The sequence below is a fragment of the Bacillus cereus group sp. BceL062 genome (assembly GCF_051780025.1).
Classification (GTDB): Bacteria; Bacillota; Bacilli; order Bacillales; family Bacillaceae_G; genus Bacillus_A; species Bacillus_A toyonensis.
The window spans coordinates 762,746-785,565 of sequence record NZ_JBPWGY010000001.1; the positions used below are offsets into that span (position 1 = coordinate 762,746).

The window sequence follows — 22,820 nt, forward strand, 5'->3', positions numbered from 1 at the left end:
ATACTCTCTCCTTTTTATTTTATATTGTTGTTTTTGTAAGTTTTAATGCTTTCAACCCATCAAATAGCTTTTCTCGCCACCAAACACCGTCATGACCGCCTTGAAACGCTTCGTAAGTAATTTGGTATTCTTTTTCTATTAAAGCTTTATACAGGCGTCTATTAGCCGTTAAAAGAGGTTTATTTTCAAGTTCTCCTGCTGCTATATAAAAATGAGGTTGAGTTGCATTTGAACCTATAGTTGAAATTTGATTTTAAATCCAAGGAATTTTATTTTCATAACCATCTTTTTTCTAATGAACGGATCAAGACATTGACAACACGTTCCCGAAAATGTGTGGATTTTGAAGCGCTGCATACCAAGCTGCTAAGCCACTAAGACTGAATCCAGCAATTGTTGTATGGTTCACTTTTTGATGCACACAATACTTTGTCTGAATCCATGGGAGTAATTCCTCCGTTAAAAATAAATTCATTTTATCGTTATAAGTTAACTCTTCTAGTCGATCAACAGGATCTATTGCAACAGCAATACAAGATGGGATTTCTTTTGTGTGAATTAAATAATTGAGTGTTCTTGCGATTGAAAGGTTATTAATGAATGAATTCCCATCAAATACAATGAGAAGTTCTTGAAGGTGTGGAGTTTGAGAATAATTATGAGGAGTATAAATATGAATATGTGATAAGCTTACACTGATTATCTACAGGACATTGTTCTATTAATGGTGTATGATTTGACTTTATTACATGCAAAAAAGTGTATAAGGCTTTCTCGTTTCCATTTTTTAATTGATTATTAAGTTCCTCTAACTTAGGACTAATTATTGAGTACACTCCTCTTCCCTTCTTTGTCGTATTCTATATGTACTTCTCTTTTCTCTATAGAATTCCTATAAAAACAAGTTGTTAATATTGTGTATTTTATGAACAAAAAAACGCACAAGTAATGTAACCTGTACGTTTTCGCTTTTATTCGGTAAGGTAATAAAGTAATAGTTTCCGGGTCTTCTCATAATTCATGAAATCTCTATACAAAACGGGATACTTCACAATTTCTGTTTCTATAGAACGATATTGCGGAAACCATTCGAAAAATGATTTTCTCAGCCACTTTATTTGCTCAAACGAAATTTCCTTTTCGTTTTCATTAAGTACGTAACTCAAAGTCGCTGCTGTATGCATCCAATAATAATTTAAATCAGCGCTTATACAATCATCTTCTGTGAACATATTTTTATAATCTTTCCGTATTTTTCGAATGTCACAATTCGGAAATGGTTTATATAGAGGACTATGCATTTTTTGCAATTCATTAAACATAACTTGTTTTCCTAACTTCAAATACCCACTCCTTTATTTCTCTATCCAATTTAATAAGTTTTCATAGTGATATTGAGCATCGATATACCCAAGATTATATAGATTAACAAGCCTTTCCTTATTTCTTTCTATTCCGCTTATAGGAAGTTGTACGCTAGGCTGAATAACATAAAAATTATCTTTTTGTTCTTTTTGATTCATATAAGATATCGTCTCATTATAAAAACGATAATGCTCTACTAAAGTCTCTGCGATTTTCGGATATTTTCTATATAAAATTTTAGCCAGGCCAGAAAATTTATTTCGCTGCTTCTCATATCCTTCTGGTTTTGTCATAATAACAACGTTCTTTTCATAACCATCATTTTGCGCTTTAAAAACTGGTATAGGATCTATAATCCCTCCATCTAACAACTTTCGATTATCGTATTCTACAGCAGGTGCTATAAACGGTACAGAGCTTGAGGCACGAATGATTTTTAAAATATCATTTCCATGTTCTGTTTTATTATAATAAACAGCCTGTCCTGAATCGCAATCGGTCGTTCCAATTACAAACTGTTCATTTGAATGTAGGAAAGTTTGAAAATCAAAAGGTACAATCTTGTTTGGTACTTCGTCAAATAAAAAATCCATACCAAATAATTCACGTTTTCGGATTAAATTTCGATAAGATATATATCTGTGATCTGCTACTAGCTCTGTATTTACTTTCTTATTCCTTCCTTTTTGACGTGACAAATAGGTTGCTCCCATACACGCTCCAGCAGATACACCGACTACATACGGAAAGAATAAGTTTTGTTCCATGAAATATTCGAGTACTCCTGCAGTATATAAACCTTTCATTCCTCCGCCCTCTAATACTAAACCAATATTCTTCATGCTATATCCCTCTACTCCTTTTTTCTTACTTACATATTAGCACAAGATTTTAAGATGAGGTTATATAATTGAATTACAACAATAACCAGAAACTACTAAAGTAATGTCATAATTTCTTAGTAAGTAGCATGGTACAATATAAGTAACACATCCTACATATATTAAAGGAGGAATTTCATATGGGCTTATTTAGCGGTATTTTAGGAAATGCATCGAATGCGAGTACAGAAAGTGTAGAACGTGATTTAGAGAAGATTATGCTAGACGATGAGAAAGTTGAGCATGCTTATAAATTAATTCGCGATTTAATCGTATTTACAAATCGTCGTCTTATTTTAGTAGATAAACAAGGAATATCAGGTAAAAAAACAGAGTATCATTCTATTCCTTATAAAAGTATTACACAATTTAGCATTGAAACAGCTGGGCATTTTGATTTAGATGCAGAGCTTAAAATTTGGGTGTCTAGTATGGATGAGCCAATTGCAAAAGAATTTAAAGGTGACGATAGTATTTTAAGCATTCAAAAAGCGTTAGTAACATATACGACAAAATAGTAATTTCGTATTTTTATTCATTTACGAAATTACTAACCCGAATATTTTGGAAGTATATACAATATTTTTGTATATTTAATCACTATTAACATAAAAAGGTAAAGCGTATTTCTAATGCTTTACCTTTCTTTTTTGTAATAAATAAGCGTAGCTTTATCATTTAATTTCTTTATAACTTCTGTTCTTTTATAACCTATCTTTTCATATAAAAAAGAATTTCTCTCTTCTTCTAAAATAGTAGCAAGTTCCCAACTCATCGCTTCAGGAAACATCGCCTCAATTAATAATAATACTTTTTGAGCAATTCCGTTTCCTTGAAACTCTGGATGTATGAACATAGGACTTATCCAAAATTGATTTGTTTTTTCTTTATGATATATACATATTGCCCCAACAAACTGACCATCTACTATAATTTTATAAAATCCACCATTTGGGTATTTTATTCTTGTCATCGTTCGTTGAATCGGCTCATTTGCTGGACTCGTCTCATAGTCTTGATACTTCTCTAATAACGGATAAAATGATGTAATTTGCATTGTAAATATGTCCAGTGCATCTTTCTCAGTTGCTCTTTTTAGTATAATATTCATCTTACCAATCTAGACGCTTTCTTAATGAAGTAATATGAGCTGTATGATGACGACCGTGCCATGCGTATAGTCCAATTGCAACAGCCAGTTTTGTTTCACCAGATTCAGGATGATTAAATGTCTTTTCTAAATCAGTAGGTTCTAATGAATATAAAAGGTTAACCCATCTTTTATGTAATGAATCTAGCATTACTAGTGAAACATCTACAGGTAGTTTCGAATCTGGCAATTCTGCCCACTTTTCTTCTTTATACGGTTTAATAGTTGGATTCTTTTCTGTTAGTGCTAATTTAAAGCGTATGTAACTATTCATATGGCTATCAACAACGTGATGAACAACTTGACGAACTGTCCATCCACCAACGCGATACGGTGTGTCTAACTGCTTCTGATCTAAATCTTTAATTGCCTGTGCTAAATCAGTAGGTACATCCTCAATTTCTTGAATCCATTTATCAATCATTTCCTCAGTAATAGGACGCTTGTATGTAAATTGGCCAATTGGATATCGTAAATCATTCATGAATAAGTCCCCCCTATTATTTTGAACACGAAGTAGTTCTGCAAATATAATGTACAAAATTTACTCGTTCTCCGTTTAATTCTACAGAAGTTGTATCTGCTTCATTTTTAAAAGAAAATCCGCTTTTTTCTAGTACAATTTGTGATGCAAGATTATTAGTCGTTGTTTTAGCATGAACCTCATTAATTTCATTTTTTTTCGCTACGTCTAAAATTAATTTTACAGCTGCTGTTGCAACTCCTTTTTTAGTGAATTTTTCTCCGACTCGATAACCTAACGAACTGATTCGAGTTTCGGTATCTATATTTACTAAGTTAATTCGTCCTACAATTTCTTTTTCTTCATTACGAATTAAATAAAAATAAGAATTTCCATCTGCCTGTTCAATTAATAAATCGTCTAATAGTTTTTGAAAATATTCAAAATCGAAATATTGCGAACCACGATTTGGTACCATCGTTTCAAAAAAAGATTTATTCGTAAGTTCAAATGTAAATAAATCCGCAGCATCTTGTTTTTTTAGTTGCTCTATGTATATTTCCATCCCGTATTCTCCTTCTTGATTTACTAACTGTTATACATTCTTTTTTAATCAATTATATTCCTGCTATTTCTTTCGATTAAGTAATACAGCTAGTAGCACTTTAGGATGAAAAAGGTGAAATGGACTACGAATTAAATTCATCACTCGTACTAACCGAATATAAACATCAGAATCACTTGCGGAAAGTCGATATATTTGTTTCGTATACCATAGCTGAAATTTTTGTTTCGTAGTTAATTCTCTCTTTAGCTGCGGGTGACGTGATATTTCCGTTGTTGTCATATCCCAAGGGGTTTCTATTATGTCAGCTGTCTTTTTATAAAATTGTTGTGTAAATGTTTTATCGAGCTGTTTTCTACTTTGCAGAAGTAATTGCAATTGATGAGCTTCCATAGCAGCAACTGAAACACCTTGACCGAAAACAGGATCAAAACGACATTGTGCATCTCCAACTACTAACAACCCTTCTGGTACATTGTTAACTAAATCAAATCGCCGACGTACTTGATAAGGAATTTTGTATGTCTTTATATCAGTAATCCCCTCAGCTTTGTTTAGAAACTCTGTTACATTAGGGATTGATAGATTTTCAGCAAAATCATAAAATTCATTATCTGTTTGTGGTGCTTTCTCATTTGCGTATCCACTGAAAGTAACAAAATAACGATTATCTTCAATCGTTTGAATAAGAACGCCATAAGGGTTTTCAGGGAAACTCGGAGACATTAGCATATTACAACAGTCTAACTCCTCATTTTCTTTAAGTTGGAACATTCTTGTTGTGTAAAATAAATCGATACGAACTTTCTCTTCTTGTACTTCAATTTCGTATTCTCGTAGCCACTCCATACTTTTTGAGCCAAATCCACTTGCATCAACTACAATATCTGCATAAACTTCTTCTTGCATGCCTGTCTCTAAATATTTAACTTTTACTCCACACACTTTGTTAAGCTTCCCATCTACTAATAAACCATTAACCAATGTTTTATATGTAATAGTAATATTTGAAACTTGATCAATTCGTTTTTGAATATGCCATTCTAATAAAGGACGACTTTGTTGAATCATATGTACTTCCCCTATAAATGGTTGTTTCCATAGACCAAATTGATGCCATTTCAAATCACGCGTAAAGTTATTTATAATACTGCCCGCTTCTATTAATTCATTCGTAATAGTAGGAAACAATTCTTCAATTGCTTTTTCTCCACCTTTTAATAACACGTGAGGATGATCGCTTTGTGGAACTCTTTTTCTTGAAGCTTTTCCATCCCATTTGTCACCGACTTCTAAAATGATTACTTCTTTAAAAGAAGTTGATAATGCCTTTGCTGCAAACTTTCCTGCCATACTTCCACCAATAACAATAGCCTTATTAAACATATTCTCCCCCTTAATAAAAAGAGATCCTGTCGTGTATAAATGAAACAGGACCTTAATTACATTGCTTCTTTATCATTATAATTAAAATACATGAGTAAATTGCAACGCTAAAATTAAAATACCTAATCCCCATACGTAATACGCGAATACTTTTAAGGAATGACGTTTTAAATATTGAATCATCCATGAAACTGCTATGTAACCAAAGAAAGCTGCTGATAACGTTCCGACAATTAATGATGTACTAGAAATAGATTCTGCTTTCCCTTGCAAAACATCTATAAATTGCAAGATGATTGCTCCGACTATTGCTGGCGTAGATAATAAAAAAGAAAAGTATGCTGCTGTTTCACGGTCTAGTTTTCTCCATAAAGCAGCGACAATCGTCATTCCAGATCGAGAAATTGCCGGGAAAATAGCAGCCGCTTGAAATGAACCAATGATAAATGCATCTTTATATGTAATGTCGTCCATTTTTTTACGACCATCCTTTTGTTTATCGGTCATATATAGAAAGAAACCTGTCACTAAAAACTCCCAACCGATGGTAATGCCTGTTTTTGAAATATCTTCAAAGAAGTCTTTAAATAATAAACCGATTACAACCGCAGGTATCGTCCCAACGATAAGTAATGACATAAGCTTTGAAAATGGATTTTTCATTAAATATATAAATTCTTTTTTGTAATAAATAAACACCGCAAGCAAAGTCCCAATATGCAGCATCGTATCTAAAAACAATCCTGCTTCATCTAATTGAAACAAATGTCGTCCCAAATAAAGGTGCCCTGTACTACTGATCGGTAAAAACTCTGTTAAACCTTGAATTATGCCTAAAATAAAAGCTTCTAACCAATTCATGATGGTCTCCTTTCTCGTTTGCTTGTACCAATATATGAAGGTTAAATTTTCGATATGAAAAAAACTATATTTCTCTATGAATTTACTTTTAAATTATGGATATATATGTAAAGAGAGTCGAGGTGGGTTAATATGTGGAGGCATACAAAATTCGGCAATGTATTACTTTGGGTGGGTCCTATCCTTGTGTTTTTAGGATTATGTATGACTAATGTTATTTCAGACATTCCTTTCTTTGAAGGAAAACATAAAACGCTCGGAATAATAATTTTATTTATAGGGGTTTTCTGTTTAATTGCTGCTAATTATTTTAAAAAAGGAGAAAGAAATGAAGAATAAAGCTAAATAAAAAAACAATCCCAGTATAAATGCTAGGATTGTTTTTCGTTTATGTTGCTTATTTATAGAATACTTTATCAACGTTATATTTTGCTTTGTATTCATTAATGATATATGTTTCGTAAATTTCTCTTTCTGTTGGATCTTCTACGATACATGCATCAATACGGTATACTTCGTCACGATGATTTTTAATTGGTGAAACATTGTCTTCAAAGTGTTTTTTAATACGTTGTCTAATTTTACGAGCTTTACCTACGAAAAGCAGTTCGTCATTAATATTGTAAAACATAAAAATGCCACCTTTATCTCTAGGGAACAAGTGGAAATCGATAAAACCATTAATTGGAGTAATGATTGCCTCGTCTCCTTTAATAACTTGTTTACGTTCAGTAATTGAAACATCAGCTTCAGGAATATTAATTTTAATCAAGTTCATTCACGTCCTCTTTTATTATAAAGATAAATAATAGCATACATACGTAAGAAAAGCTATGTCCAGAGGCATATTTCATTTTATAATTCAAATATTATAGGTGTATCATGTAAACTCTTCTTCCAAATCATATGATTACTTGATTTTCCCCAATAATCCTTCAGTACATAACTAGGTTCTCCAAACTTCTTCGTCCATATACTTTGTGCTTTTTTGTATCCACTATCTAAACAGTATTCTGTTATTCCTCTGCTAAGTAATGTAAGATACATTGCATGTAATAGTAAACTCCCTATACCCTTTCTTTGATACTCAGGAAGTATAAATACAGTTCCTATTTCATACAAATCCTTAAGTACACCGCCTGTACAACTAGTAATCAATGTACTTGCTGGACCAATTTCAATTGTTCCAATCATTTTATCGTTATTTGTATCTATCGCTAATAAAAAGTAACGATTTTCTCCATTACTATCAAAATCATCTTTTAAATATTGCTTTTTCGAGTTAATTTCATTTTCTATGTCATCCAATAATTGTGATAATCCTTCATTTTTATATGTATCCGTAATAACTATACGGAAAAACAAGTGAAGTTCCTCTAAATCATCCAAATTCGGCCTTCTAATCGCAACGTTAGTCATGAATGAATTCTCCAATCTATGAAAATATACGAGAACAGCTTATATTGTAAATGTATTTTGGTGTTAAACAATAACTTTATCATGTGAATTGCTTCTTTTTGAATTTATATATCATCACAACATATATTCGTCTAAAACTATTATATGACATGATTAATACAATACTTTATATACTCTATTCAATATTATTCTACAAAAACCTGCATAGATCCAGCAGTAAAGAAAGCTCAGTACAAAGATTGATAAAATAATTTTTATGTCTAAAGTTGTATGAACAGTAGGGCCAAGTACTGGAAAACGGAAAATATCGAGAATGATCATAATACCTATAAGTAGGCATATCGCAGAAAAGGAAACAACCCATATTCTCCTCTTTAATTTTGAAAAGGATACTCCTAACGCTATGCCTAATAAGCCAGTAGTAAAAGGGAAAACAAATAGTTCGCTTGGTTGAATAATAAATAACAGGAAAATAGTAAGGGCATAAGAAAGTAGTCCCTCACGAATAGAATAACAAATAGCAAAGAAAATCGGTAACGTCGCAAATGGACTAATGAGTAATCCTATACTAGGAATTAAGTTCCCAGCTACTTGAAACATGATGGCCAATGCGCTCATTAAAGCTGTCATTGCTAACTTATTTACAAGGGACAACTTTCTTTTATGAACAAAGTTCGCGTCATGCTCTATCATCAGTTGATACCAATAACGTACAAACCGATTCATCAAAATACCCCCTAAAGATACCTCATTCATCACTTTCTATATTATTCATACACTTTTTGTTTATGTGTTACTTTCTGCCTGGTTATGACTCACTATCCAGGAGTCATTTATTCATAGTAGTATTTTTAGGGAGACGACAGGTCGTGCATTTTGAAGAATGTAGACTGAGAGTTTATATCATATCAAGGAACAATCTCATAAATAGTACCTTTGTTAAAATCAGATACTTTCATAGAACCGTAAACACCTAAATATAATTTAGTTTGATCCAAATTTGCTCCTAAACTCATATAATAAGCTGCTTGCGTACCAAAATCATAATTGGTTTCAATAACATGAAAATCATTATGTTTACCGTCTATACCGGCTCTAGTATATGCTAAAACACCTTTAACTGGAGGACGAGAATCTTCTTTTTTAGCGAGGTCAGTAAATACGACACTACCTGTTAAATTTGGAATTGCAGTCCCCATATATGGCTGAACTCCTGTAAGTGAAGTTCCTCCAAATTTATCTGGTCTAGAGTCTTTATGGAAATAACTAATAAGAGGCTGAATACGCTTCACTGATGTTTGGATTGTTTCATCATAATAAGCCATTATCCTCTCATCCAAAGTAGGATTCTCAGAACAGTGTCTTATAAAAGAGGTTGGTAAATCTCCTTCCCATCCTCGCCAACCAAAATTAAGAAATCCTTCTTGATTAGGAGTAGAACTCATTAAATACGTTTGAACAAGTTCTGTAACCGGAATTGATTTATAATGAACAAACGAGAAAATCGACTCTACGATATCCTGTCCGACATTTCCAGCGTATTTGATATATTGATTATAAAACCTTTGGAATGTAATACCGGTTATATTTCGAACACCTTTCGCAATTACTGTAAGGGTTTCTTGTATAGATAAAGGAAGTTCATTAAAGCACGTTACTACTGGAGGATTATGTATGATTGTATTTTTACTTACATCGATTTCAATGATTTTACCTGCTATTTCTAAATCATCTTGGCTTAAATTAAATGGGTCATAACCTGATCCACCATCTCCATTTGTAAAAATAAGTTTTCCAGTCTCCGGTGAAAAATTTAAACTATTAACGCCGTTATGATTGAAAAATGGCCTTCTTATATTAAGTAATGTTCTTCGTTTTTCAGGTTGACCGTTTGATTGTAAAATCCATTCCTCAATTGCATCAATATGGTCATATTGAGCATCTCTATTTACCCACTTTAAGTTTAAAGATTTAGGGTCACAAGGATTCGGTTTAAATTGTTCTGAAAGCGCACCAGCCCCTTGAGTTCCAGCTACTGAATAATGAAGGTAAAATAAACCGTTATGATTAAATTGTGGATGAAACGCTAGTCCTAGTAACCCTCGCTCATCATAGCCACTACTAGAAACGCCTTCTTCAGATGTGCCTAATTTAATAATCCGATTACGAATATTTAAAAATGTCTTTATCGCTCCGTCTCCTATGTAAAAAATCTCTCCTAATTGAGTTGCGACAAATAGTCTTTCAGTTGAATCACCCGGAAGTATAGTGGTTTTCATCACAGTCGGTAAATTTATATTATGAACAATGGGCCGTAAACTAACTTGAATTTTTGTCAATTAACTTTACACCCCTTTTGCTTCTTTTTATAGAAGAATATGATAAAAGTAGTTCTATTAGTATTAAACAAACAATATTCCTTTTTATTACAATTTTGCATATAATATAAGTATATACAATCTAGGGGGACCAACGATGACAATCGTACTACAAATCATCTTACCACTAATTTTCACAGTGTATTTATTTATCCTCTATCGTAATGAGAAGTTTGGATCAGCTTCATTCCTTTTAGCGGTCATAATTGGGATTTTCGGTTTAGAGAATATTTTTCAATATGCTAGTTTAACAGATCATGCTGTTTATCCATATTGGGGCAGTTTGAAAGCTGTTGTTATCATTCTATCAGTCGTATTTCTATTTAAAAAAGGAGGTCTGACAGGAAAATACTAATTTGTAACGCTGTACATATTTTCTTATCATATTGCTTTTATTTTACAAAAGAAGAAATGTCCATTTAAAAACAAGAAGGAGTGTGTTACATATGTCTATAAATATTATTTCTATAGTTTCTATAATAATATGGATTGTGTTGATTACAGAACTTTTAAAACCTTCAAAAGAACAGAATGGACGAAAAATAGTAACTTTATTAACGGCCGGTTCCACATCAACAATTATTTTGACGTTTTCATTTATTCAAAATATCCCGTTTTGGAATTGATAGTGATATAATTACAAAAAATATTTATAAATAAAAAAGATTAGGATTCGCTCCTAATCTTTTTTATTTATTCAATTGCACCAGCAACGTCATAATCATTTAAATCTAATTCAATTGGTTGTCCTAGCGCTAGTTTAGCTAATTCAGATCCTAAATATGGACCAGCCGTTAAACCTGAAGCTCCTAATCCATTCGCAACGAGAATACCTTCAAAGTTAGGTAGTGGGCCAATAACAGGTAAGAATCCAGGCGTGAATGGTCTGAATCCAACTCTCGTTTCAAGCATTGTAGCATTTTCTAAACCAGGTGCAACTGCTAATGCTTTATGGAATACTTCATGTAATCCACCTGCTGTTACACGATGATCAAAACCAGTCTCGTTTTCATGTGTCGCACCAATTACGACATGACCATTATCAAATGTTAAAATATATTGATCGTTTGGTGGCATAACAACTGGCATATTTTCTGTTGCTGTATTTTCCATTTGCAGGTGAACAATTTGTCCTTTTTGGAACGTAACTAAGAAATTAATTCCTAATGGGTTTAATATTTCGTTCGCCCATGCGCCAGCAGTTACAATAACCTTTTCTGCTAAAATTGTCTCGTCATTTACTTTAACTCCAGTAATATGATTCCCTTCACGAACTAATACTGCATCTCCTTTTATGAAAGTTGCACCATGTTTTTTCGCAGCGCTTATTAATGCGTTGCGTAATAATCTTCCATTTACTCGTGCAGCACCACTAATATGAACCGAACTATATTCTTCCGATAATGCTGGGAATAATTTTTTCGTTTCTTCAGCTGATAAGCGAGTGATTTCACCAATTTCCGGAGCATCTTCACGGCGTTTATAAGCTCGCTCTTCCATTTGATCTAGTTTTTTCTCGTCAGTATGTAAACTAATTGCACCTACACGGTTGTACCCTGTATCCGTTTCACCGTCTTCTTCTAATTGTTGAATTAACGATGAATAGTAACGTGCACCGCCTTTAACGATTTTATACCACGCTTTATTACGACGTTGTGAAAGCCATGGGCATACTATACCCGCTGCTGCATCAGTTGCTTGCCCTAATTGTTGGCGATCCACGATAGTAACATTCGCACCAGCCTTAGCCAGATGATAAGCAGTAGACGCTCCTAAAATTCCAGATCCAACTACAATATACGATTTCATTTCAAACACCTTTTCTCTTTGCTAATTATATAAATATAAGAACATTCTTAAGTATAATAGAAGGAATCCTTTTTTCAATGTACTCATCGCAATTAATTGTTTCATCATTGTGACTTTCCTAATCGTTATTTTTTCTTCTTACGGAATAATTCAATTGTTTTATAGCCTTGTGAAAGGATTTCAATCATTTTCTCAAAACGTTTTTCACGTGTTTTTTCTTGTTTCACAGAAAATAAATTACGTGCCCAATCTTTTTGATATCCAGGAGTTAAACTTTGATAAAATTTAAGTTCATTGGGATGATTAGCTAATAAAGCTTCAACATCTTTAATTCGATCTGCATAATCAGCAACACATTGACTCATAGCAGGCGTTTTCGTCGCTTTTTTCTTTTCACGCTTTAAGCCTACAACAGTAAAGACGTCATCCATACTTACCATTCGAGCAAATTTAATTTCGCTTTCTCCTACATAGCCATCTTCTCCAACGCTTAATGCTGGAAACATCTCATCGCGGTGAATAAACGTACTGTAACGAGCATTACCTTTTTTCGGATATGCGAAAAAGATATAACCTTTTTCAAGTAATAATGCTTCATTACTAATAATAAAATTCGTTTGTTTCACCATTTCATCGAGCGTTTCAACAAAAATAAAAATAGCATCGTGTTCTTTTGAAAATGCAGTTTCTTTACCTGTGAAAATGTCATAATCAATTGGTTCGTTAATAACAACCATATTCGTATACTTATTAAGTTTCAATTTATCGATAACTGACATAATAATCTTCCTTTACATTCGAAATTCATTGTACATACTTTTTTATACTGTTCTAGTGTATTATATCTATTTAGAAAATCAAACTTTAAATAGTATTATTCTGTTTCAAAAGAACAAAAATCTTTATTTGAAGAATTGGTTTTACAAGAGGATGATGGAAAAGAACCAGTTTTTAATTCATATGAAGAGGCTGCAGAAACATTAAAAACATTAGAAGAAAACCTTTTAAACCAAAAATTATACAAATAGCCGATTCCGAATAAGAACAGGCTATTTGTACAATCACAACTCAATAGCAAATAAAGTATATAAAAGCTCTCTATATTGATCTTCTGTAATTTCACGCTTAGTTTTTGCTCCATACATCATTTTAGTTAAACTAGAATTCGTTAAAGAGATATGGCCAGCGTTCGTCAACTTTACTGCAATTGGTCCTTTATTGAAAATAGACTTTTCATCTTCTACCACTCTTCTTTGAACATCGTTTACTACTGTCTCGTCAATAATATGAGTATAAAAAGCATGACAAACTTTCCATTCTCCAGCAACATCTATTCTTTCTAGAACATAATTGCCTTTACTCGTATCTTTTCGTCTTACCCGGTACGAACCGTTTTTTGAAGAAACAGACTCACCAGTAAAAGGTACAGGAACGAGGGGTACTAACGAAGCTATACCTACATCAATTAAATACTGTACGTTATCTTTATTTAAAATAATTGTTATATGTCCGTCCTCAAGCGCCCAAGCGTTTATATCATTTTTATATACAGTACCTAGTGCGAGTTGTACATCATAACCACTATCTTTTAAAAAATAATAAAAAAGAGTATTTAATTCATAACAAAGCCCACCGCGGGAACTAGTTAAAATTTTCTCTTGTAAGTTTTTCATAGAAATTGCATTTATATTACCTGCTATAACATCTAAATTCTCAAACGGTATTGTGTGAGCAAATGCAAAGAGTATTGTACTTAATTCTTCAAATTTTATTTCAGTACGTTTTTCAAGGTTTAATCTTGTAAAGAGTTGGTCTTGTAACTTTGTCATATTCAGCACCCCTTAATAAGTTATAAGTTTAAATAATATATGCTGATTGTATATGTGATGAGGTACTGTAACAATGTACATTTCGTTTAACTGTACCGGTACAAAAATTCTAATTCACAAGATTGCCTCTTATTTACTCTGGGATGTTACGAATATAAATGTAATAGTTTGTCTATGGATACATTATTAATATTACTTAAATCAATAAAATATTGAAGTTGCCACATTTGGCTCTTTTTAGCTTGATTACTAACAGGTTTATCCCATATAGGATAAACTCTCATAGCCATCTTTCCTTTTTGACTTTGAATTTTTAATATTTTTTCTTCAAGAAGAATCTCTTTTGGGAAAATAAATTGTCCTAGTTTATGATCGTTAATACAAGTGATAACTAATAAGTCAGGAGCAGCGTCATAAGAAAACGCTTGATTTTGCATGTTTTCATTTTTCTCCCAAAAAGAAACAAATTGACCAATTTTGTTAGGAGTAATTTTTGATACTCTAAAACGTATCGTTTTGTTATTTAAGTGAAATAACGCCCCAGCATACTCTGAGTTTTGTCTTTCTTCTTTTAGATTAGTGATTATTAAGTTATTAGGTTTATATACTATGTTATTTAAATTTTGAATGATATCATTAAAGTTGTTCAAGTAAACGCCCCCTTTATCCATCTTTTAGTTTATCACAAACGTTAGTTCTTATATATCGTATAGATAATATATAGTAATAACGACGTGAAAAAGAGGGGTATTTTAGTGGAACATGATTATGCAGGTTGACTAGATTATTTCAATGTACTCAATTTTTCAATTGCTTGTTGTTCAGTTGCTAAATAAAAAATATCATTACCTTTATTACATTCATAAATGAAGTCTTTTAAGCTTTTACTAGTGTACGTAGAAAAATCCCCAACAATAGCAATCTTTACTTTGTAGTTTATAAACTTTTGAAGGATATCGCCCGCAAGCCGTGTTTTTAGATCAAAGAAATCTTCACTTATTAAAGATTTATGGATAATAATATGTTTCGCATCTACCTCATATTGAACTGTTGCCATAGTATCTAATGCAGACTGAACATCCGATATTAATACCTTATCGTTTCTAATGACCGCAATATTGATTCCATCGATTACTACTTTCTTTATTTCCATAGTCCCACCCCTTTATAATTTACACAGTATGAGTAAAATTGTTTTAATCATAGATTAAATTAGCTGCAGCTATTAAAATCGCCTCTATTTTTTATTACTAATACGGTCAATGAAATTAATGATAGTTTCTTTTTTTGTATTTTTGAATATATATATAATCGCCTTTATTTGTTATAAAAATATTGTGGAGTAACATAACTTAACAAACTATCCAAAGTGTTAATCTCGGCATATGGTTGTATTTTGGTAGTATTCTTGATTTTCTGAGGGTTAAACCACACACCTTTTATATTTGCATTTTGAGGACCAGCAATATCCTTTTCTAAGTCATCCCCAACAAATAAAGTATTTTCCGGTTGTAAATTTAGCTCATGTAATGCTAGTTCGAATATACGTTTATCAGGTTTACTCAATCCCACTTCTTCAGAAATAATGATTGTTTCAAAATACCTATTTAAATTCGTGTTAAATATTTTAGCTTTTTGCCTCTGAGTTGATCCATTTGTTATAATTCCAACTTTAAAGTGCTTCTTTATTTGATTTAAGAAATGAATAGTATTTTGGTCTATTGAAAAACATCTAGGGAAATTATTATTCCAAAAATCTTGGATGTAATTGCGTGGCAATCTATACCTTGGCGTGAATTCATCGAACAATGATTCTAAAACTGTCGTTTTATTACTTATGCCATATTCTCTTTTATCGTATTCTTTGAATTTCTGTAACATGTTGCTTTTAGCCACACCGTCTACATTTTCATAACACTTTTCTAAAACAATTAAAAATAATGCCTCTACTGCTTTATCCCTATCAAGTAATGTATCATCTAAATCAAACAGCATCGCTTTATAACCCATCAAATAATTTCACAACCTTTCTCGCATGATTTAAATAATCCTTAGTTCACACCTTAAGCGCTTACTAAATTAGCAAAAAAACTCTAAAGTTTGTGACGTACACTCTATAATTTCGCTAGCTTTTTTTATATTGAAATTCATTTCCGTTTCCCCTTCTAGTAAGTAGCGAAAGTATATGTTCACACAGTTTAAGAAATCACATGTATTTCCCAATATTATACATTAGTTTTTTAGAAATATAAATCGTTCAGCTTTTCATACGATAAGTTTTTTCAAGCATACAATTATTTTTTCATAAAACGGAATATGGCTAATAATATTTTTTTGGAGAATACACATTCTTGAAAATGAAGCTAATACGTTAAACGTCCTATGAAGTTCCTATTGTATCTCCACATAAACTCCAGATAGTACGGCTATAATGACTACCAGAGGTGATATTATGAAAAACTATCATATTCTCGTGGTAGAGGACGATCAAGAAATTCAGGAATTAATTAAACAATTTTTAATGACACAGCATTATACAGTGGTAGTCGCTTCAGATGGACTAGAGGGTATGACACAATTTAATAAGCAATCATTTGATTTAATTCTTCTAGATGTCATGATGCCCAATCTTAATGGGTTTGAAGTTTCTAAAATGATTCGAAGTCAGTCAAACGTACCAATTATTATGCTAACTGCGTTGGAAGAAGAGGAAGATCAAATGAAAGGATTCGACCTTGGGATCGATGATTATATAACAAAGCCCTTTTCATTTCATGTTTTGATTAGACGAGTCGAAGCTGTACTTAGAAGAAGTTATGATAAAAATGTAAATAATCATTTAATATTTAAAGAAGTGCGTATTGATGTGGATGCATATAGAGTATATGTAAATGACGTTGAAATTATATTAACGACAAAAGAGTTTGAAATTCTACAACTACTATTTCAAAATGAGAGAAAAGTACTTACAAGAGAAAATATCGTAGAAAAAGTTTGGGGTTACGATTATTTTGGAGAAACACGAATAATCGATACACATATTAAAAACCTACGCAAAAAATTAGCTATCCCTTATATTAAAACAATAAAGGGTATTGGATATAAAATTGATGAATAGTATTGTGAAACTCATGAAAATGAAGCAAATTACTTATAAACTCTTTATGACTACATCTCTCATTTTATTATCCTTTGCAATATTGATTTATTTAACTTTATACTTCTTTCTTCCGACGTTTTATGAGCAATATAAAACAGATCAACTTCAAACAGGGATAAACGAAATCATTGATAAATCTAAAAATCTTACGTTTCAAGATGCGATACCACTTTTTGATGAATACGCCAAAAAAAATAATGCGATGCTTTATCTTCAAAATAAAGAAGGAATAATTATTTACTCTCCTTCATTTTCTTTTATTCAAAGTGGTACGCAAAAAACAGTAGTTACTAAAGCAACACGATTCGAGAATGCAAGTACCCTTAGCAATTCATATAACGTTACGAAACCAATTCAATTTCAAGATGGTAGTTTAACGCTTGTAGTGTTTGCTACATTTCAACCGATTGATGAAGCTTCACAGGTTTTAGTACGCTTTCTCCCCTATATTAGTATCATTGTGCTCGTTATTGGTATAGGGAGTGCTTATTTTTATTCCAGGTTTATTACAAAGCCACTTATTTATATTAATGAAGGTGCACAAAAGATGGCAAATTTAGATTTCTCCGAAAAAATTGAGGTTCGCTCTACAGATGAGTTAGGAGAATTATCTAATAGTTTGAATGACATGTCTATTAACTTGCAACAAGCTATGTTTGATTTAAAAAAAGCAAATGAACAATTAAAAAATGATATTGAAAAAGAAAGAGAAATAGAAACAAAACGCAGAGAGTTTTTTGCGATTGTAGCACATGAATTAAAGTCCCCTCTTACTGTAATGAAAGGATACTTAGAAGGAATGATATACAATATTGGCCCTTATCAAAATCGCGATCAATATTTAAAGAAGAATCATCAAATTATTGAAAGTATGGAACAATTAGTTCGTGAAATTTTAAGCGTATCGAAATTAGAACAACACACCTTTAAACTAAAAGTAGAAAAAGTTAATCTTTCAAAGTTAATAAATACAATTACAAAAGATCTCGAATTTTTCGCTTCACAAAAAAACATCCAAATAATAAAAGAAATTGATTCTGATCTTTCCGTTTATACAGATTATATTCTTTTAGAAAAAGCATGTAAAAATATTATCCATAATGCGGTTATGTATTCACCACATAATGAAAAAGTTTATATACAGTTAAGTAAGGATCCTAAACAAGGTCAAATTAAAATGCAAATTATGAATACAGGTGTCAATATTAAAGAAGAAGATATACAACAAATTTTCAAACCGTTTTATCGAATTGAAAAATCAAGGAATCGAAATACTGGAGGAAGCGGTTTAGGACTATATATTGTGAAACAAATTCTTGAAACGCTAGATATAAAGTATTCTATAAAAAATATGGAACATAGTGTGCAATTTTGCATGAACATTCCATTATCTAAACAAAAAACAAACAAACTCCCCTCTTAGTAGGACGAGTTTATTTGTTTTTGTAGTAAGTATAAACTTATGATGAAATCATTATAGTGGAAATAGATTATGAAATTGATTCAAGTTTAGGATAGTTCATTTTATAATTTGATTTTGGAGTTAGCATAACAATTGTATATATAAAATTCTTAAATGGATTTGATCACTAGTTGGTTTTAGAAAACCTATAGTTATTACCATTGATGTTGAGGTACAGACCGCAAATCAAAAAAAACCACACTAAGAAAAATAAAAGCCTTGCTGCATTTGAAGTGTGGCAAAGCTTTTTTAAATTGCTCAATTGTTGTTCCACTAACGTCTTTGTTAGCTAACACTTTAATTGTTTTAATAGCCTTTTGTTTAATTCCCACAATGCTGTTTTGTTGCTATCCCATTTCAAAAGGGTTACTGCTTCCTCAAAGCATAACCATTTATAATTGAAGTGTTCCTTAGATAATGAAATATTTTTTGTAGGAACTTTAACTCCAAAAGAAAATTCTTTTATTACATAAACTTCTTCTCCCCAAAGGAATCCGCCAACTACATCCTCTACTGGTAATGGCGACACAGAATCTAATGTTATATATGGGCATTCTCTTATAATACCAGCCTCTTCAAACGCTTCCCGTTTTGCTGATTCAATAGGAGTCTCACCATCTTCTCCACCACCAGCTATTCCTTGCCAATAACCATAATCACTTCGGTTAAAAATGGCATATTGAATGGAATCATCCGTTTTTATATAAGGAAAAATCAATACTTGATATGATGCTCTCATTGTTTAAGCTCCTCCCGAAAATAAGCTTTAAATACATATGAACAATTTATTCACTAACTTGCCGTTTTAGTGAATAAAGAGCCGGCATCACAATTCTACATTAATAATGCAGGTTTATGGTCGCGGCTCTCCATTTTTAAAGAATTTTATTTTTCATAAACGGGGGTCACCATACATGTCCATCAACTCAAGAGGTTTTAATACCCTCAAATACTCAAAAGCGTCATCCTTTCTAATGAATCCCTCGATTCAAGATGAACTACTACCATTTGCAGAAGAATTAAAATGATATCACTCGTACGGTTTCCAAATCCATCATATTCATACGCATTGATCGTTCCATCTGCTAATGTTTCTTTCCTTAATTGATTAATAGAATCGTATTCATAGGAAACAGTTCGTAAAGATTCGCCCTATATTTCTAACGCATCAAGATTTATAAAAGTTTTTTACAATTTTATATTTGATTTTTTAGTAACTCAACATATTATATCGTTAGAACTGAGTTACATATTTAAAAATCACAATCTGGAAAATCTGCAGATGTGCGGGTTCTTTTTTGTAACATAGCATCAGAAAGTAGAGATGAAACGAATAGGAACTTTAAAGTCTTTAAAACGTGATGCATATCTTTTTATTGCGATGTTAATTTATTTTTCTGGCATCTTCATCTCAATACTTATTATAGACAGTACATTTAACTGGTTAAGCTTTATACTTGCACTGCTATCCCTATGTGCCTTAGTCTTCACCATACAAGACAGTAAAAATAAGAATTACAGAATAAAATATTGACGCCCATGACCATACAGCTACCAAATACAATACACAGTAAACCTAACAGGATTAGAAACTCTGGTAGATCAAAGTGGTCTAGTAGCGCACCTATTAATAATCCAAAGGGATAGAATACAATTTCGATCCAGGTTACGCCCCCTGCTTTTTTTATTTCTCGGTAAGATACAATGCTAACAATTAAAATGCCTAACACAATCAATCCTATCCCTAACATCATACATCAATTCACCCTTTTTAAAATTTAAAAATCTAGCTTTTCACTTTCATATACTGCTCTTTTACACGTGCCAGTAAGTCCATCATCTTATTTTTTACAGGATGTTCTTGATTTTCTGGTACTTCTCTTCCATTTGATGAAAAGCTTTGTGAGCATGCACTTTGTGTAACTTCAAATTTTGCATATGGGAAAGTGTACTCATTTTCTTCACCAACGTTTTCAGTAGTGCTTCCATTTGAACCAGCGCGTATGCAATTCTCGTCAAGTTTAGTGCGCTTCCCTTCCTTGTTTACCGTGTAATAGGTATCGTTAACCGTACCATATTTCATATCGGCTGTAGATGTTACTGCGGTTCCGTCTGCGGTGAATGTAACTACACGAAAACCGTCTTCTTCTGGCAATAATTCCGCTCCAGGTACATTGTATAGTACCACTAGATCTCCTACGTACGCTTCAGGAATGAGATAAATCGTATTTGTGGTGTCTTTTCCAAATCGGATACAACCGCTTAATACAATCATAAAAAAGATTCCGAAATAAATTATTACATTTCTCATAGAGTCTCTCCCGTTATTTGTAAGAATGGTATAGTATTTATTATATAATGCAATATATTTCCTTGGATAGAATAAGTTTCTAGTTTAAAGGCAGCTTTCCTTAGCTGGATGGTGATGTGTTCCCTAAAAAGAAAGACTGAGGAAGGTCCCATGAACTAAAGCACCCCTTTAGTTGAAAAAAAAGAATCCTCTCATTGTTTCTCACTTTGCAAATCTTTTTGTTTACTAAAGATAAAGTGGTCTTCAGACTTCTAAACGTGCAGATGGTTAGCAATGTATCCGCGTAGCCACAACATGACATTAATTCGTCTAGTATAAAAGCCATTTGAAAAATCATCGTCTTTAGATAATATTTCCGATGATATTGTGATGGAGCTTCTTGTTTTTGTGATTTTTATAAATAAAATTAATGGATATATTAATAACCGTACTCATAAATGGAACAAATGTGTTACTTAGATTGTCTATTACGTATAAAAAGGTGTTCTTGGTAGTTCTCTCCTTTTGTAATGCAAGAAATACAAGATGAGTCCTATCCTGTACATTTGTTAATTGTATTGGTATGTAAAATACCAATACAAAATCCATAAATTCTTGAAAGAGGTTGAAAATGTATGATCGTTCCAAAGAAGTTTTTTCACATTTCGCATTATAAAAAGATGCTACCTGTAGTATTACTTTCATGTGTAACGCTTATAGGCTGTTCCAATAGTAATATTCAATCCGAACCTCCGAAACAAACAAAACAAGAAAATACAAGTAATCATTCTTTTGTTAAACTTGAAAAAGAATATGATGCTAAACTTGGTATTTATGCATTGGACACAAGTACGAATCAAACTGTTACTTATCGTTCAGATGAACGTTTTGCATACGCATCTACCCACAAAGCACTTGCTGTTGGAGCACTGTTACAAAAGAAATCAATAGAAGATTTAGATCAAAGAATTAAGTATACTAGCAAAGATTTTGTGAATTACAATCCAATTACTGAAAAATATATAGATACAGGTATGACTTTGAAAGAACTTGCGGATGCTTCCATTCGATATAGCGATAATACTGCACAAAATCTTATTCTTACGCAATTAGGTGGGCCAAGTGAATTCAAAAAATCACTGAGAGAAATAGGAGATACTGTCACAAATCCTGAACGTTTTGAACCAGAATTAAACGAAGTGCAGCCAGGAGACACACGTGACACTAGTACCCCAAAGGCATTAGCTACTAGTCTTCAAGCTTATGCGCTAGGCGATATACTTTCAATTGAGAATCGGAACTTTTTAATAGATTTGATGAAAAGAAATACTACGGGGGACAACTTAATTCGTGCTGGAGTTCCAGGAGAATGGGAAGTAGCCGATAAGACTGGCTCTGGATCTTATGGAACAAGGAATGATATCGCAATCATTTGGCCACCAAATAAGAAGCCAATTATTCTTGCGATACTTTCTAATCATGCGAAAGAGGATGCGAAGTACGATGATAAGCTTATTGCAGATGCAACGAAAATAGTGTTAGATGTTTTAAAAGTAACGAATAAATAATAATAGTCATGAATGTAAGCTGCTCCTACTTTACGGTACATATCGTTTGAAAGACAATTACGTATCTAAACGCTAAGAAGTATTATTGAATGTATTTACATTATTCAATACCAAATAATAAGCATCTCTTGTTAAAAGGTTTACTATGTTTTAAATGAGCAAATACTTTAGTATATAGCTGTTGAGTAATCCAATTTTAGTTTTTTAAAATTTAGTATGCAGCACTGGAAAACA

General features: G+C 32.1%; 27 protein-coding genes and 3 pseudogenes. 7 read left to right on the forward strand and 23 right to left on the reverse strand.

Going from position 1 to position 22,820, the window contains the following annotated elements; genetic code table 11:
* Window positions 1–19: 19 nt before the first annotated feature.
* The 3 genes and pseudogenes from ACS2MN_RS03775 to ACS2MN_RS03785 form a co-directional block, all read right to left on the reverse strand.
* Window positions 20–836 (reverse strand): annotated as a pseudogene (locus ACS2MN_RS03775) (alpha/beta hydrolase).
* A 135-nt stretch (window positions 837–971) separates the two neighbouring features.
* A complete protein-coding gene (locus ACS2MN_RS03780) occupies window positions 972–1,343 on the reverse strand; it encodes a YxiJ-like family protein (protein ID WP_346994836.1) in 372 nt (123 codons plus the stop codon).
* A 12-nt stretch (window positions 1,344–1,355) separates the two neighbouring features.
* Complete coding sequence (locus ACS2MN_RS03785; RefSeq protein ID WP_000789302.1) at window positions 1,356–2,207, reverse strand: patatin-like phospholipase family protein; 852 nt, start codon at window positions 2,205–2,207, stop codon at window positions 1,356–1,358.
* Between the two features lie 179 nt (window positions 2,208–2,386).
* Between ACS2MN_RS03785 and ACS2MN_RS03790 the strand changes: the two genes are divergently transcribed.
* On the forward strand, window positions 2,387–2,764 hold the full coding sequence (locus tag ACS2MN_RS03790; protein WP_000522468.1) for a PH domain-containing protein: 378 nt from the start codon (window positions 2,387–2,389) through the stop codon (window positions 2,762–2,764).
* A 119-nt stretch (window positions 2,765–2,883) separates the two neighbouring features.
* Here ACS2MN_RS03790 and ACS2MN_RS03795 read toward each other — a convergent pair whose 3' ends face one another.
* From ACS2MN_RS03795 to ACS2MN_RS03815, 5 genes are all read right to left on the reverse strand, one after another.
* On the reverse strand, window positions 2,884–3,357 hold the full coding sequence (locus ACS2MN_RS03795; RefSeq protein ID WP_346994835.1) for a GNAT family N-acetyltransferase: 474 nt from the start codon (window positions 3,355–3,357) through the stop codon (window positions 2,884–2,886).
* 1 nt (window position 3,358) lies between these two features.
* Entirely contained in the window at window positions 3,359–3,880 is a 522-nt protein-coding gene (locus ACS2MN_RS03800; RefSeq protein WP_000999061.1) for a YfiT family bacillithiol transferase, read from the reverse strand.
* A gap of 16 nt (window positions 3,881–3,896) precedes the next feature.
* Entirely contained in the window at window positions 3,897–4,424 is a 528-nt protein-coding gene (locus ACS2MN_RS03805; RefSeq protein WP_346994834.1) for a GNAT family N-acetyltransferase, read from the reverse strand.
* Window positions 4,425–4,487: 63 nt separating this feature from the next.
* Window positions 4,488–5,810 carry an NAD(P)/FAD-dependent oxidoreductase gene (locus ACS2MN_RS03810; RefSeq protein WP_103592144.1) on the reverse strand — a complete coding sequence of 441 codons (1,323 nt, stop codon included), beginning with the start codon at window positions 5,808–5,810 and terminating at the stop codon, window positions 4,488–4,490.
* 81 nt (window positions 5,811–5,891) lie between these two features.
* A complete protein-coding gene (locus ACS2MN_RS03815; protein ID WP_001104285.1) occupies window positions 5,892–6,671 on the reverse strand; it encodes an undecaprenyl-diphosphate phosphatase in 780 nt (259 codons plus the stop codon).
* Window positions 6,672–6,803: 132 nt separating this feature from the next.
* On the opposite strand from ACS2MN_RS03815, the gene ACS2MN_RS03820 reads away from it, so the two are divergent.
* Window positions 6,804–7,010 carry a hypothetical protein gene (locus tag ACS2MN_RS03820; protein WP_000269008.1) on the forward strand — a complete coding sequence of 69 codons (207 nt, stop codon included), beginning with the start codon at window positions 6,804–6,806 and terminating at the stop codon, window positions 7,008–7,010.
* 58 nt (window positions 7,011–7,068) lie between these two features.
* On the opposite strand, the gene ACS2MN_RS03825 is transcribed toward ACS2MN_RS03820, so the two are convergent.
* The 4 genes from ACS2MN_RS03825 to ACS2MN_RS03840 form a co-directional block, all read right to left on the reverse strand.
* The gene (locus ACS2MN_RS03825; protein ID WP_001048938.1) at window positions 7,069–7,449 is read right to left on the reverse strand and encodes a nucleotide excision repair endonuclease; all 381 of its coding nucleotides are present in this window, start codon (window positions 7,447–7,449) and stop codon (window positions 7,069–7,071) included.
* A 77-nt stretch (window positions 7,450–7,526) separates the two neighbouring features.
* Window positions 7,527–8,090 carry a GNAT family N-acetyltransferase gene (locus ACS2MN_RS03830; protein ID WP_224993232.1) on the reverse strand — a complete coding sequence of 188 codons (564 nt, stop codon included), beginning with the start codon at window positions 8,088–8,090 and terminating at the stop codon, window positions 7,527–7,529.
* Between the two features lie 153 nt (window positions 8,091–8,243).
* A complete protein-coding gene (locus ACS2MN_RS03835; RefSeq protein ID WP_346994833.1) occupies window positions 8,244–8,816 on the reverse strand; it encodes a hypothetical protein in 573 nt (190 codons plus the stop codon).
* Between the two features lie 182 nt (window positions 8,817–8,998).
* Entirely contained in the window at window positions 8,999–10,429 is a 1,431-nt protein-coding gene (locus ACS2MN_RS03840; RefSeq protein ID WP_438894660.1) for a PQQ-dependent sugar dehydrogenase, read from the reverse strand.
* Between the two features lie 136 nt (window positions 10,430–10,565).
* On the opposite strand from ACS2MN_RS03840, the gene ACS2MN_RS03845 reads away from it, so the two are divergent.
* Both ACS2MN_RS03845 and ACS2MN_RS03850 read left to right on the forward strand, forming a co-directional pair.
* Window positions 10,566–10,823 (forward strand): hypothetical protein, encoded by a 258-nt coding sequence (locus ACS2MN_RS03845; protein WP_088056219.1) that lies wholly within the window; start codon window positions 10,566–10,568, stop codon window positions 10,821–10,823.
* Window positions 10,824–10,914: 91 nt separating this feature from the next.
* The gene (locus ACS2MN_RS03850; RefSeq protein WP_346994831.1) at window positions 10,915–11,094 is read left to right on the forward strand and encodes a hypothetical protein; all 180 of its coding nucleotides are present in this window, start codon (window positions 10,915–10,917) and stop codon (window positions 11,092–11,094) included.
* A gap of 67 nt (window positions 11,095–11,161) precedes the next feature.
* On the opposite strand, the gene ACS2MN_RS03855 is transcribed toward ACS2MN_RS03850, so the two are convergent.
* From ACS2MN_RS03855 to ACS2MN_RS03880, 6 genes are all read right to left on the reverse strand, one after another.
* Window positions 11,162–12,277 carry an NAD(P)/FAD-dependent oxidoreductase gene (locus tag ACS2MN_RS03855; RefSeq protein WP_000844378.1) on the reverse strand — a complete coding sequence of 372 codons (1,116 nt, stop codon included), beginning with the start codon at window positions 12,275–12,277 and terminating at the stop codon, window positions 11,162–11,164.
* A gap of 125 nt (window positions 12,278–12,402) precedes the next feature.
* Window positions 12,403–13,056, reverse strand: a complete 654-nt coding sequence (locus ACS2MN_RS03860) for a YdeI/OmpD-associated family protein (protein ID WP_000110840.1) — start codon at window positions 13,054–13,056, stop codon at window positions 12,403–12,405.
* 282 nt (window positions 13,057–13,338) lie between these two features.
* Window positions 13,339–14,106, reverse strand: coding sequence for an arylamine N-acetyltransferase family protein (locus tag ACS2MN_RS03865; RefSeq protein WP_000164014.1), 768 nt, complete (start codon window positions 14,104–14,106; stop codon window positions 13,339–13,341).
* 146 nt (window positions 14,107–14,252) lie between these two features.
* Window positions 14,253–14,756 carry a MepB family protein gene (locus ACS2MN_RS03870; protein ID WP_140154215.1) on the reverse strand — a complete coding sequence of 168 codons (504 nt, stop codon included), beginning with the start codon at window positions 14,754–14,756 and terminating at the stop codon, window positions 14,253–14,255.
* Between the two features lie 134 nt (window positions 14,757–14,890).
* Window positions 14,891–15,259: a DUF4180 domain-containing protein gene (locus ACS2MN_RS03875; RefSeq protein ID WP_000403467.1), complete on the reverse strand. Its 369-nt coding sequence runs from the start codon at window positions 15,257–15,259 to the stop codon at window positions 14,891–14,893.
* Between the two features lie 164 nt (window positions 15,260–15,423).
* Complete coding sequence (locus ACS2MN_RS03880; protein WP_000540722.1) at window positions 15,424–16,116, reverse strand: HAD-IA family hydrolase; 693 nt, start codon at window positions 16,114–16,116, stop codon at window positions 15,424–15,426.
* Window positions 16,117–16,558: 442 nt separating this feature from the next.
* On the opposite strand from ACS2MN_RS03880, the gene ACS2MN_RS03885 reads away from it, so the two are divergent.
* Both ACS2MN_RS03885 and ACS2MN_RS03890 read left to right on the forward strand, forming a co-directional pair.
* Complete coding sequence (locus ACS2MN_RS03885; RefSeq protein WP_000800727.1) at window positions 16,559–17,224, forward strand: response regulator transcription factor; 666 nt, start codon at window positions 16,559–16,561, stop codon at window positions 17,222–17,224.
* Window positions 17,217–18,689 carry a sensor histidine kinase gene (locus ACS2MN_RS03890; RefSeq protein WP_346994830.1) on the forward strand — a complete coding sequence of 491 codons (1,473 nt, stop codon included), beginning with the start codon at window positions 17,217–17,219 and terminating at the stop codon, window positions 18,687–18,689. The genes ACS2MN_RS03885 and ACS2MN_RS03890 overlap by 8 nt, the downstream gene beginning before the upstream one ends.
* A 328-nt stretch (window positions 18,690–19,017) precedes the next feature.
* On the opposite strand, the gene ACS2MN_RS03895 is transcribed toward ACS2MN_RS03890, so the two are convergent.
* From ACS2MN_RS03895 to ACS2MN_RS03915, 5 genes and pseudogenes are all read right to left on the reverse strand, one after another.
* Window positions 19,018–19,467, reverse strand: a complete 450-nt coding sequence (locus ACS2MN_RS03895) for an NUDIX hydrolase (RefSeq protein ID WP_001202789.1) — start codon at window positions 19,465–19,467, stop codon at window positions 19,018–19,020.
* Window positions 19,468–19,763: 296 nt separating this feature from the next.
* Window positions 19,764–19,859, reverse strand: a pseudogene (locus tag ACS2MN_RS03900) (RHS repeat domain-containing protein); the annotation flags it as partial.
* 356 nt (window positions 19,860–20,215) lie between these two features.
* The gene (locus tag ACS2MN_RS03905) at window positions 20,216–20,482 is read right to left on the reverse strand and encodes a hypothetical protein (protein WP_000979112.1); all 267 of its coding nucleotides are present in this window, start codon (window positions 20,480–20,482) and stop codon (window positions 20,216–20,218) included.
* A gap of 32 nt (window positions 20,483–20,514) precedes the next feature.
* Window positions 20,515–21,039 carry a DUF6843 domain-containing protein gene (locus ACS2MN_RS03910; RefSeq protein WP_001246654.1) on the reverse strand — a complete coding sequence of 175 codons (525 nt, stop codon included), beginning with the start codon at window positions 21,037–21,039 and terminating at the stop codon, window positions 20,515–20,517.
* 251 nt (window positions 21,040–21,290) lie between these two features.
* Window positions 21,291–21,413: pseudogene (locus tag ACS2MN_RS03915) on the reverse strand (helicase); the annotation flags it as partial.
* Between the two features lie 240 nt (window positions 21,414–21,653).
* Between ACS2MN_RS03915 and bla the strand changes: the two are divergent.
* Window positions 21,654–22,586 carry a class A beta-lactamase gene (gene bla, locus ACS2MN_RS03920; protein ID WP_346994829.1) on the forward strand — a complete coding sequence of 311 codons (933 nt, stop codon included), beginning with the start codon at window positions 21,654–21,656 and terminating at the stop codon, window positions 22,584–22,586.
* The last annotated feature ends 234 nt before the right edge of the window (window positions 22,587–22,820 follow it).